Origin of the sequence: Brachybacterium sp. UNK5269, assembly GCF_049266655.1 — a bacterium.
Taxonomy (GTDB): domain Bacteria; phylum Actinomycetota; class Actinomycetes; order Actinomycetales; family Dermabacteraceae; genus Brachybacterium.
Window position 1 is genome coordinate 1,618,085 of record NZ_CP184883.1, and the last position, 10,647, is coordinate 1,628,731.

At 74.9% G+C, this 10,647-nt stretch carries 12 protein-coding genes; all 12 read left to right on the forward strand.

Annotated features, from left to right (window positions below):
• The first annotated feature begins 50 nt into the window (after positions 1 to 50).
• The 12 genes from rpoZ (at position 51) to lgt (ending at position 10,548) form a co-directional block, all read left to right on the forward strand.
• On the forward strand, positions 51 to 413 hold the full coding sequence (gene rpoZ, locus ACOJUI_RS07455; protein ID WP_422117427.1) for a DNA-directed RNA polymerase subunit omega: 363 nt from the start codon (positions 51 to 53) through the stop codon (positions 411 to 413).
• A gap of 24 nt (positions 414 to 437) precedes the next feature.
• Complete coding sequence (gene coaBC / locus ACOJUI_RS07460; protein ID WP_422117428.1) at positions 438 to 1,712, forward strand: bifunctional phosphopantothenoylcysteine decarboxylase/phosphopantothenate--cysteine ligase CoaBC; 1,275 nt, start codon at positions 438 to 440, stop codon at positions 1,710 to 1,712.
• On the forward strand, positions 1,709 to 2,917 hold the full coding sequence (metK, locus tag ACOJUI_RS07465) for a methionine adenosyltransferase (protein ID WP_422117429.1): 1,209 nt from the start codon (positions 1,709 to 1,711) through the stop codon (positions 2,915 to 2,917). Before coaBC ends, metK begins: the two co-directional genes overlap by 4 nt.
• On the forward strand, positions 2,914 to 3,324 hold the full coding sequence (gene hisI, locus ACOJUI_RS07470; protein WP_422117430.1) for a phosphoribosyl-AMP cyclohydrolase: 411 nt from the start codon (positions 2,914 to 2,916) through the stop codon (positions 3,322 to 3,324). The genes metK and hisI overlap by 4 nt, the downstream gene beginning before the upstream one ends.
• Positions 3,321 to 4,937, forward strand: a complete 1,617-nt coding sequence (locus ACOJUI_RS07475) for an anthranilate synthase component I (RefSeq protein WP_422117431.1) — start codon at positions 3,321 to 3,323, stop codon at positions 4,935 to 4,937. Before hisI ends, ACOJUI_RS07475 begins: the two co-directional genes overlap by 4 nt.
• Positions 4,934 to 5,638 carry a Trp biosynthesis-associated membrane protein gene (locus ACOJUI_RS07480; RefSeq protein ID WP_422117432.1) on the forward strand — a complete coding sequence of 235 codons (705 nt, stop codon included), beginning with the start codon at positions 4,934 to 4,936 and terminating at the stop codon, positions 5,636 to 5,638. Before ACOJUI_RS07475 ends, ACOJUI_RS07480 begins: the two co-directional genes overlap by 4 nt.
• Positions 5,639 to 5,702: 64 nt before the next feature.
• Positions 5,703 to 6,074: an HGxxPAAW family protein gene (locus ACOJUI_RS07485; protein ID WP_422117433.1), complete on the forward strand. Its 372-nt coding sequence runs from the start codon at positions 5,703 to 5,705 to the stop codon at positions 6,072 to 6,074.
• A 32-nt stretch (positions 6,075 to 6,106) separates the two neighbouring features.
• A complete protein-coding gene (locus tag ACOJUI_RS07490; RefSeq protein WP_422117434.1) occupies positions 6,107 to 6,538 on the forward strand; it encodes a DUF2752 domain-containing protein in 432 nt (143 codons plus the stop codon).
• 61 nt (positions 6,539 to 6,599) lie between these two features.
• Positions 6,600 to 7,433 carry an indole-3-glycerol phosphate synthase TrpC gene (trpC, locus tag ACOJUI_RS07495; protein ID WP_422117435.1) on the forward strand — a complete coding sequence of 278 codons (834 nt, stop codon included), beginning with the start codon at positions 6,600 to 6,602 and terminating at the stop codon, positions 7,431 to 7,433.
• Positions 7,430 to 8,761, forward strand: a complete 1,332-nt coding sequence (gene trpB / locus ACOJUI_RS07500) for a tryptophan synthase subunit beta (RefSeq protein WP_422117436.1) — start codon at positions 7,430 to 7,432, stop codon at positions 8,759 to 8,761. Before trpC ends, trpB begins: the two co-directional genes overlap by 4 nt.
• The gene (gene trpA, locus ACOJUI_RS07505; RefSeq protein WP_422117437.1) at positions 8,758 to 9,588 is read left to right on the forward strand and encodes a tryptophan synthase subunit alpha; all 831 of its coding nucleotides are present in this window, start codon (positions 8,758 to 8,760) and stop codon (positions 9,586 to 9,588) included. The genes trpB and trpA overlap by 4 nt, the downstream gene beginning before the upstream one ends.
• A 30-nt stretch (positions 9,589 to 9,618) precedes the next feature.
• Positions 9,619 to 10,548, forward strand: a complete 930-nt coding sequence (lgt, locus tag ACOJUI_RS07510; protein WP_422117438.1) for a prolipoprotein diacylglyceryl transferase — start codon at positions 9,619 to 9,621, stop codon at positions 10,546 to 10,548.
• Positions 10,549 to 10,647: the final 99 nt, after the last annotated feature.

The window sequence follows — 10,647 nt, forward strand, 5'->3', positions numbered from 1 at the left end:
AGGGCGTATCCTGGAGCGTCGCACGCCCACTTACTTGAGAAGGGACCTCCGTGGCCGGAACCGTCGCACAGCCCGAAGGCATCACGAACCCCCCGATCGATCGTCTGCTGGAGACGGTCGACTCGAAGTACGCCCTGGTCCTGTACGCCTCGCAGCGCGCACGCCAGATCAACGCCTACTACTCGCAGCTCTCCGAGGGCCTGCTCGAGTTCGTCGGCCCGCTGGTGGACGTCGAGAACCAGGAGAAGCCGCTCTCGATCGCGCTGCGCGAGATCGACGAGGGCCTGCTGACCGTCCGCGAGATCGACGAGGAGGAGTTCGCCGCGCAGAACGAGCCGGACCCCAACGCCCCGGCCCCGCTGCTGCTCGGCGACGACGCCCCTCCGCTGCCGCCCACCGACTTCACGCTCTGATCCCGGCCACCGCCCGGTGACCCGATGAGCAGCGCGCCCGGCACCCTCGACGGTGCCCGAGTCCTGGTCGGCGTCGGCGCGGGCATCGCCGCCTACAAGACCGCGCACCTGGTGCGCGGTCTGGTCGGTGCGGGGGCCGACGTGCGGGTCGCGCCGACCGCCGCCTCCCTCGAGTTCGTCGGCGCTGCGACCTGGGAGGCCCTCAGCCATCACCGGGTCCTGACCTCCGTGTTCGAGGACATCGACCAGGTCGCCCATGTCCGCATCGGCCAGGAGGCCGACCTGGTGGTGATCGCCCCGGCCACCGCCGACCTGCTCGCCCGGATGCGGATCGGCCGCGCCGACGACCTGCTCACCGCCTCCCTGCTGGTGACCCGTGCCCCGGTGGTGGTGGCCCCGGCGATGCACACCGAGATGTGGGAGCACCCCAGCACCCTCGAGAACGTCCGAGTCCTGCGCGAGCGCGGGATCACCGTGCTGGAGCCGGCCGTGGGCCGGCTCACCGGCCCCGACTCGGGCCCCGGCCGCCTCCCGGAGCCCGAGGCGATCCTCGAGGCCGCCCGCGCGGCGATCACCGCGCCCCGCGACGAGCGCGGGGGAGTGCGCCGCGACCTCGCCGGTCGCGAGCTGCTGATCAGCGCCGGCGGCACCCGCGAGGACCTCGACCCGGTGCGGTTCCTGGCCAACCACTCCTCCGGCAGGCAGGGCTGGGCCCTGGCCCACGCCGCCCTGGTGCGCGGCGCCCGGGTGCGCCTGGCCGCCGCCAACGTCGGCCTCGAGACGCCGCCCGGGGCGCAGCGGCTGGACGTCGGCAGCGCCGCCGAGCTCGCCCGCGTGATCGCCGAGCATCGTGGGGAGGTCGACGCCCTGATCATGGCCGCCGCTGTGGCCGATTTCACCGCCGCCGACCGCGCCGGGGCCAAGATCAAGAAGGACGACGGCGACGACGAGTCCGTGCCCGCGATCGCCCTGCGCCGCACCGAGGACATCCTGCGCCACAGCGTGCTCGACCGCGGCCGCTCGCCGCGCCCCGCGATCGTCGGCTTCGCGGCCGAGACCGGCGGCGACGGCGCCACCGCCCGGGAGCTGGCCGGCGTCAAGGCCCGCCGCAAGGGCGCCGACCTGCTGGTCTTCAACGACATCACCACCGGCGTGTTCGGGGCCGCCGACAACGCGGTGACGATCCTCGATCGCGAGGGCGAGGAGGTCGCCCGCGCCGCGGGCAGCAAGACCGCGGTCGCCCACGCCGTGCTCGACGAGCTCGTCGTCCGACTCCCGGACGTACCCTGGTCCGCATGACCACCAGCGAGCTGCGCACCTTCACGTCCGAATCGGTCACCGAAGGGCACCCCGACAAGATCTGCGACCAGATCTCCGACGCGATCCTCGACGACCTGCTGGCGCAGGACCGCGACGCCCGGGTCGCCGTGGAGACCATGGTGACCACCGGTCTGGTGCACGTGGCCGGCGAGGTCCGCACCTCCGGGTACAGCGACGTCTCCACCATCGTGCGCGACGTGATCCGCGAGATCGGCTACGACTCCTCGGAGAAGGGCTTCGACGCGGACTCCTGCGGCGTGGAGGTCTCCATCGGTGCCCAGTCCCCGGACATCGCCCAGGGCGTGGACACCTCCTTCGAAGCCCGCGGCGACGTGGCCGCCGAGGCCTTCGCGAAGCTCGGCGCCGGCGACCAGGGCCTGATGTTCGGCTACGCCTGCCGCGACACCCCCGAGCTGATGCCGCTGCCCATCCATGCCGCGCACCGCCTGACCCGCAACCTCTCCACCGCCCGCCGCGACGGCGTCCTGCCTTACCTGCGCCCCGACGGCAAGACCCAGGTCTCGATCGGCTACGACGAGGACGGCGTGGCCCGCACCGTCGAGGCGGTGGTGGTCTCCACCCAGCACAGCGAGGAGGTCGACCTGGTCAGCCAGCTGGCCCCGGCGATCTCCCGGGTCGTCATCGCCCCGGTCCTCGAGGACCTCGAGGCGCTCGGCCTGGACACCTCCGAGGTGACCACCCACATCAACCCCTCCGGCCGCTTCGTGCTCGGCGGTCCCAAGGGCGATGCCGGGCTGACCGGTCGCAAGATCATCGTGGACACCTACGGCGGCATGGCCCGCCACGGCGGCGGCGCCTTCTCCGGCAAGGACCCCTCGAAGGTGGACCGCTCCGGCGCCTACGCGATGCGCTGGGTCGCCAAGAACATCGTCGCCGCGGGTCTGGCCGACCGCTGCGAGGTGCAGGTCGCCTACGCGATCGGGGTCGCCGAGCCGGTGGGCCTGTACATCGAGACCTTCGGCACCGGGCACGTGCCCTCCCACCAGATCGCCGCCGCGGTGCGGAGGGTCTTCGACCTGCGCCCCGCCGCGCTGATCGACGCCCTGGACCTGCTGCGCCCCATCTACGCCCGCACCGCCGTGTACGGCCACTTCGGTCGCGAGCTGCCGGACTTCACCTGGGAGCGCACGGACCGCACCGAGGAGCTGGAGCGCGCCCTGTGACCGCTCCCGATCCCGCGGCCCGCCCCGGGCCGCCCGCCTCCGGACTCGACCCGCGCCTCGCCGCCCGCCTCAAGCGCGACGACGCCGGCCTGATCACCGCCGTCGTGCAGGACGCCGCCGACGACCGGGTGCTGATGGTGGGCTGGATGGACGACGAGGCGCTGCACCGCACCCTGACCACCGGCCGCGCCACCTACTGGTCGCGCTCCCGCCGGCAGCTCTGGCGCAAGGGCGACACCAGCGGCCACGTCCAGTGGGTCCGCTCGGTGGCGATCGACTGCGACAGCGACACCCTGCTGGTGCGCGTCGACCAGGTCGGCCCCGCCTGCCACCGCGGCACCGACACCTGCTTCGACGGCGGCGATCTCGGCGCCGTCGTCCTGGACCCCACGGAGCGCACCGCATGACCGCCCCCCAGCCTCCCGCCCCCTCCGCCGGCGACCCTGCCGCGCCCGCCCGCAGCGAGGCCTATCCGGAGCTGGTGGCCGGCCGCGACGGGGAGGCGCTCGGCGTCATCGTCCCGGGCCGCGCCGCCTTCCGCGAGCTCGCCGCGCGCCAGCGGGTGGTGCCGGTGAGCATGCGCCTGCTCGCCGACGAGGACACCCCGGTCTCCCTCTACCGCCGGCTCACCGCCGGCGGGGACGCCCGCGGCACCTTCCTGCTGGAGTCCGCCGGGGAGGGCGAGGCCTCCCGCTTCTCGATCATCGGCACCACCGCGCGCGCCGTGCTCACCGAGCGCGACGGCGAGGCCTGCTGGCGCGGCGACGTGCCCGCCGGGGTCCCCACCTCCGGCAGCCCCGTCGAGGCGCTGCGGGAGGTCACCAGCGCCTTCCGCGCCGCCCGCCAGCCCCATCTGCCGCCCTTCTCCGGCGGCATGGTCGGCTTCGTCGCCTACGACGCGGTGCGCCACTGGGAGAAGCTCGACGCCGCCCCGCCGGACGAGGTGGGGCTGCCGGACCTGTCGATGCTGCTCGCGCAGGACGTCGTGGTCCACGACGCCCACGACTCCACCGTGGTGCTGATCGCCAACGCCCTGAACCTCAACGCCACCGCCGACGGGGTCGACGCCGCCTACGACGACGCCCTGGCGCGCCTGGAGGCGCTGCGGGCGGCGCTGCGCACCCCGATCGGCAGCGGACCGGTGGTCTACGACACCGTGCGCGACCTGGTGCCCAAGGCCCGCACCGCGCAGCTGGAGTACGAGCGCGCCGTCCACGCCGCGGTCCAGGACATCGTCGACGGCGAGATCTTCCAGGTCGTCCCCTCGCAGCGGTTCTCGCTGCCGGTGGCGGCCGATCCGCTGGACATCTACCGGGTGCTGCGACGGATGAACCCCAGCCCGTACATGTACCTGCTGCGCACGGTCGACGCCGACGGCACCCCGATCGACGTGGTGGGCGCCAGCCCCGAGTCGCTGGTGACGGTGCGCGGCACCACCGCCACCACCCACCCGATCGCCGGCTCCCGCCCCCGCGGCGCCACCCCCGAGCAGGACGAGCAGCTGGCCGCGGAGCTGCTGGCCGATCCCAAGGAGCGCTCCGAGCACCTCATGCTCGTCGACCTGGCCCGCAACGACCTGCAGAAGTTCTGCGAGCCCGGCACCGTGGTGGTGCGGGACTTCATGCACATCGAGCGCTTCTCCCACATCCAGCACATCGTCTCCACCGTCACCGGCCATCTGCGCCCCGGCGCCCTGGCCTACGACGCGCTGCGCGCCACCTTCCCGGCCGGGACCCTCTCCGGCGCCCCGAAGCCGTCCGCGATGCGGATCATCGACCGGCTCGAGCCGGTGCGGCGCGGCGTGTACGGCGGGACCGTCGGCTACATCGACTTCGCCGGCGACATGGACATGGCGATCGCGATCCGCACCGCCGTGATCAAGGACGGCACCGCGCACGTCCAGGCCGGCGGGGGAGTGGTCGCCGACTCCGACGCCACCATGGAGCACCGCGAGACCCAGTCCAAGGCCGCCGCGGCCCTGCGCGCCGCCGCCTCGGCGGACACCCTGCGCCCGGCATGAGCTCCCGCCGCGCCCCCACCGCCCGGGCCCTGCCGAGCCGCCGGGTGACCGTCCTGGCCGGCGTCGCCGCCTCCGCGCTGCTGATCGGCGCGACCCGCCCCACCTGGGTCGAGGCGAGCGCCCCGGACCTCGCCGGCACCGTGCAGCAGGTCGCCGTGCCGGGCGCCGAGGCCGCCCCGGCGGTGCTGGCCCTGGCCCTGGTCGCGATCGCCGCGTCGCTCGCCACCGCGCTGTCCTCCCGGTGGCTGCGCTGGCTGACCGGCCCCGCGCTGGTCCTGGCCGGGCTCGGCGCAGTCGCCGCCGCGCTCGGCGTCGCGGGCGACCCGGCCTCCGCCGCTGGCGGTGCGGTCGCCGCGGCCACCGGCATGCTCGGCTCCGCCGTCGAGGCCCGTGCCACCGCCTGGCCGCTGCTGAGCCTGGTGCCCGCCCTCGCGGTCGTCGCGGTGGGGGCGCTGGCCCTGGTGGCCGGGGGCACCTGGCCGGTGGGCACCCGGTACCGCAGCCCCGCGGTCGCTGCGACCGTCGGCCCCGAGCAGGATCCCGCCGCCGCCTGGGATGCCCTGACCCGCGGCGAGGACCCCAGCCTCGGCCCCGCGGACGCCGCGCAGGAGCCCGTGCAGGAGGCCGCGGACCGCGCGACCGCGACCGGCGGGCCGAGCCCGGGAGACGCCCCGGACCGCGGTCCCCGCGCGCCCCGGTGACCCCGCTCACCCGGGCCGCGGAGCCCCGCGCCGCCACCGCGGACGCGGGGCCGAGCCGCCGGGGATGACGTGGCACAATGGCCTGGACCGGGACCACAACTGGAGAAGGATCATGCCGAAGACCTACGCCGTGCCGCCGCCGCCCCACCACAACGAGGGCAAGACCGTCGCGGCCTGGACGATGAACCTGGGGATCTTCCTCGGCGCGCTCGTCATCGCCGCGGGCATGATCCTCCAGGACCTGCTCACCACCGATGTGACCTTCCTGATCTGGATCGGCATCGCCGTCGTGGTGCTCGCGCTGGTCGCCGGCATCGCCCTGGCCAAGGCCGGGAAGGGCCAGCCCCGCCGCTACGGCATCGCCAGCGCCGAGGCCACCGCCCACGGCGGCGAGAACGCCCGCGCCCACGAGCCCTCCGGATCCGACGCCCGGTGACCACCGCGGCGCGGGAGGGACACGGCGCGCCCGTGCCCGACCGCGCCCTCCGCGGCCCGCGCCGGGCGGCGCTGCCGCTGGCGATCGGCGCCGCCGGCCTCGCCCTGGCCCTGGGGGTGCAGCTGGTCTTCGACCCCTTCCGCACCCACCTCCCGCTGTGCCTGGTCAACCACCTCACCGGGCTCGAATGCCCCGGCTGCGGAGCGATCCGCGCGGTGCACGCACTGCTGGCCGGGGACCTGCTGCTGGCGCTGCGCAGCAATGCGCTGATCATCGCCGCGCTGCCGCTGGGCGGGGCCGGCCTCGGCCTCTGGGCGGTGCGCCGGGCCCGCGGGCTGCCCACCGACCTGATGCCCTCGCCCCGGGTGCTGCTGGCCCTGGTGGCGGTGGCCGTCCTGTTCGCCGTGCTGCGGAACCTGCCGGCCTTCTGGTTCCTGGCGCCGATCTCCTACGTCGGCGGCTGAGCCCCGACCCCCCGACCGGACCGCCCCGCGCGGACCGCCCCGACTGCTGCAGGAGGCATCCGTGACCACCACCGGAACCGTGCTCGACGAGATCATCGCGGGAGTGCGCGAGGACCTCGCCCCCCGCCGCGCGGCCGTCCCCGACGCCGAGATCGCCCGGCGCGCCCGCGCCGCGGCGCCGGCCCGTGACGCCCGCGCGGCCCTGCTCGGCGAGGGCACCACGATGGGCCTGATCGCCGAGGTCAAGCGCTCGAGCCCCTCCAAGGGCGCCCTTGCGGAGATCCCCGCCCCCGCCGAGCTCGCCGGCACCTACGCCGCGGCCGGCGCCTCCGCGATCAGCGTGCTCACCGAGCAGCGCCGCTTCGGCGGCACCCTTGCCGACCTCGACGCCGTCCGCGAGCAGGTCGCGGTGCCGGTGCTGCGCAAGGACTTCGTCGTCGAGCCGTACCAGGTCCACGAGGCCCGCGCCCACGGCGCCGACCTGGTGCTGCTGATCGTGGCCGCCCTCGACGACCAGCTGCTGCGGGAGCTGTACCGGCTGACCGCCGAGCTCGGCATGCAGGCCCTGGTCGAGACCCACACCGACGAGGAGCTCGACCGCGCCCTGGCGCTCGGGGCCGACCTCATCGGCGTCAACGCCCGCAACCTCAAGGACCTCACCGTCGACCTCGACCGCGCCGCCGCGCTGCTGCGCCGGATCCCCGCCGGGGTGCTCGCCATCGGCGAGTCCGCCGTCGCCTCCGTCGCCGACGTCGAGGCCTACGCCGCCGCCGGTGCCGACGCGGTGCTGGTGGGGGAGGCGCTGGTCACCTCCGGCGACCCCGGCGCCGCCGTCGCCTCGTTCCGCCAGGTCGCCCGCCGCGGCCGCCCCGTCCCGGAAGGAGCTCACTCATGAGCACCCCCGACCAGTCCGCGGTCGTCCCCGACCTCACCCGCCCCACCACCCCGCTGCGCGCCGAGGCCGGCCCCTACTTCGGGGACTTCGGGGGGCGCTTCCTGCCCGAGGCCCTGGTGCCCGCGCTCGACGAGCTGCGCGAGGTCTACGAGAAGGCGGTCATCGACCCCGAGTTCATCGCCGAGCTGCAGAAGCTGGCCGCCGAGTACACCGGACGGCCCTCGCTGCTGTCCGAGGCGCCCCGCTTCTCCCGGCTCGCCGGCGGCGCCCGCATCCTGCTCAAGCGCGAGGACCTCAACCACACCGGCAGCCACAAGATCAACAACGTCCTGGGCCAGGCCCTGCTGACCCGGCGGATGGGCAAGACCCGCGTGATCGCCGAGACCGGCGCCGGCCAGCACGGCGTCGCGACCGCCACCGCCGCCGCGCTGTTCGGCCTGGACTGCACGATCTACATGGGCGAGGAGGACACCGAGCGCCAGGCGCTCAACGTCGCCCGGATGCGCCTGCTGGGCGCCGACGTGGTCGCGGTGACGCAGGGCTCGCGCACGCTCAAGGACGCCATCAACGAGGCGTTCCGCGACTGGGTCGCCAACGTCGAGACCACCCACTACCTGCTGGGCACCGTCGCCGGCCCCCATCCCTTCCCGGCGATGGTCCGCGACTTCCACCGCATCATCGGCGAGGAGGCCCGCGCCCAGACCCTCGAGCGCGTGGGCCGGCTGCCCGATGCGGTGGTCGCCTGCGTCGGCGGCGGCTCCAACGCGATGGGCATCTTCCATGCCTTCCTCGACGACACCGACCCCCGGGTGCGGCTGATCGGCTGCGAGGCCGGGGGCGACGGCATCTCCTCGGGACGCCACTCGGCGACCATCACCGGCGGCACCGCCGGGGTCCTCCACGGCGCCCGCAGCTTCGTGATGCAGGACGAGGACGGCCAGACCATCGCCTCCCACTCCATCTCCGCCGGCCTGGACTACCCCAGCGTCGGCCCCGAGCACGCCTGGCTCGCCGACATCGGCCGCGCCGAGTACCGCGCGATCGACGACGGCCCCGCCATGGAGGCCTTCGCGCTGCTGTCCATGACCGAGGGCATCATGCCCGCCATCGAGTCCGCCCACGCCCTGGCCGGCGCCCTCGAGCTGGGCCGCGAGCTCGGCGAGGAGGCCGTGATCCTGGTGAGCCTGTCCGGGCGCGGCGACAAGGACGTCGACACCGCCTCGTCCTGGTTCGGACTCGCGGGCGACCAGCTCGCCCGGGCCGACCTGACCGCCCTGCGGGACCGTGCCCGCGGGACCGCGACCGCCGCGCCGGAGGAGAACCGATGACCCTCGCCGACCCCCAGCGCCTGCGCTCCGCCGACGCCCTGGACCGCGCCCGCGGCGAGGACCGCGCAGCCCTGATCGGCTACCTGCCCGTCGGCTACCCCGACCTGCAGGGCTCGATCGACGCGGCCCGCACCCTGATCGACCACGGCGCCGACATGATCGAGCTCGGCCTGCCGTACTCCGACCCGGTGATGGACGGCCCGGTGATCCAGCAGGCCGCCTCCGCCGCCCTGGCCGGCGGCACCCGCACCCGCCATGTGCTGCAGGCCGTCGAGGCGCTCTCCGGGCGCGGCGCCGCGATCCTGGTGATGTCCTACTGGAACCCGATCCTCGCCTACGGCCCGGACGCCTTCGCCCGCGACCTCGCGGCCGCCGGCGGCGCCGGCGTGATCACCCCCGACCTGATCCCCGACGAGGGCGCCGACTGGATCGCCGCGAGCGAGCAGCACGGCGTGGACCGGGTGTTCCTGGTGGCCCCCAGCTCCCCCCGCGACCGGCTCCAGCATGTGGTCTCGCACACCCGCGGATTCGTCTACGCGGCCAGCACCATGGGCGTCACCGGCACCCGCGCCAGCGTCTCCGCAGCCACGGAAGGCCTGGTCGAGCGGACCCGCGCCGCCGGCGCCGCGAACGTGTGCGTCGGGCTCGGCGTCTCGAACGGTGAACAGGCCGCGCAGGTGGGGGCGTACGCTGATGGAGTGATCGTCGGCTCCGCCTTCGTGCGCGCCCTGCTCGAGAACGAGGGCGACCCCGCGGCCGCCCGCACCGCCCTGGCCGCGGTGGCCGACGACCTGCGCGCCGGGGTCGAGCGCGCACGCACCCCCTGACCCGCACCACGACCTGAGGAGGAGACCGGCATGATCCCCAGCCCGTCCCTCTCCGCGCTGTCCCTGGGGCCGCTGACGGTGCACTTCTACGCCCTGTGCATCCTGGCGGGCATCGCCGCGGCGCTGTGGTGGGCCACCCGCCGCTGGGAGCGGCGGGGCGGCGACGGCGACGACCTGTTCGACATCGTCTTCGTCGCGATCATCGCCGGCATCCTCGGCGCCCGCCTCTGGCACGTGCTGACCTCCCCCGCGCCGTTCTTCGGCCCCGGCGGCGACCCGCTCGCGGTGCTGTACATCTGGCAGGGCGGACTGGCGATCTACGGCGCCGTCGCCGGCGGCGCCGTCGCCGCCTGGCTGATGGCCCGCGTCAAGGGCGTCTCCTTCACCGCGCTCGCGGACACCATCGCCCCCACCCTGCTGCTGGCCCAGATCATCGGACGCTTCGGGAACTGGTTCAACCAGGAGCTCTACGGCCCGCCGCTGGACGCCTGGTGGGCCTGGGACGTCACCTGCGTGACCAACGGGCAGACCATCGGCGGCTGCGTGCCCGGCACCTACCACCCCACCTTCCTCTACGAGCAGCTGTGGAACCTCGCCGGGCTCGCGCTGCTGCTGCTGCTGAGCACCCGCTTCCGCTGGGCCGGCGGCCGGATCTTCTGGGCCTACGTGGCGATCTACTCCATCGGCCGCGCCTGGATCGACGCGATCCGCAGCGAGCCGGTGCTGATGGTCGGCCCGCTGCGCATCCACACCCTGGTGGCGCTGGTGATGGCGCTGGTGAGCATCGGCATGTTCGTGTACCTCAGCCACCGCCGCCGCCGGCGCGGGGGAGAGGTCGTCGCCGCGGACGGCTCCTTCGCGCTGCCCGCCCAGACCGAGGGCAACGGCCCCGACGAGGACGAGGTCGAGAAGTCCGGCACGCCTCCCTCCGCCGGCGCCGGCACCCCACCCGGCCCCTAGGCCGCCCCCGGAGCGACGCAGAGCGTCCCCGCCGGAAGGCGGCCGGAGCCGGGAGCCGTCGCCGTGCGACGCACCCCCTCACTGGTCGTCCTCCCGGAA

Coding starts and splice junctions, on each gene's coding strand:
- coaBC (WP_422117428.1), top strand. CDS start 438: ATGAGCAGCGCGCCCGGCACCCTCGACGGTGCCCGAGTCCTGGTCGGC.
- metK (WP_422117429.1), top strand. CDS start 1,709: ATGACCACCAGCGAGCTGCGCACCTTCACGTCCGAATCGGTCACCGAA.
- ACOJUI_RS07475 (WP_422117431.1), top strand. CDS start 3,321: ATGACCGCCCCCCAGCCTCCCGCCCCCTCCGCCGGCGACCCTGCCGCG.
- ACOJUI_RS07480 (WP_422117432.1), top strand. CDS start 4,934: ATGAGCTCCCGCCGCGCCCCCACCGCCCGGGCCCTGCCGAGCCGCCGG.
- ACOJUI_RS07485 (WP_422117433.1), top strand. CDS start 5,703: ATGACGTGGCACAATGGCCTGGACCGGGACCACAACTGGAGAAGGATC.
- trpB (WP_422117436.1), top strand. CDS start 7,430: ATGAGCACCCCCGACCAGTCCGCGGTCGTCCCCGACCTCACCCGCCCC.
- trpA (WP_422117437.1), top strand. CDS start 8,758: ATGACCCTCGCCGACCCCCAGCGCCTGCGCTCCGCCGACGCCCTGGAC.
- lgt (WP_422117438.1), top strand. CDS start 9,619: ATGATCCCCAGCCCGTCCCTCTCCGCGCTGTCCCTGGGGCCGCTGACG.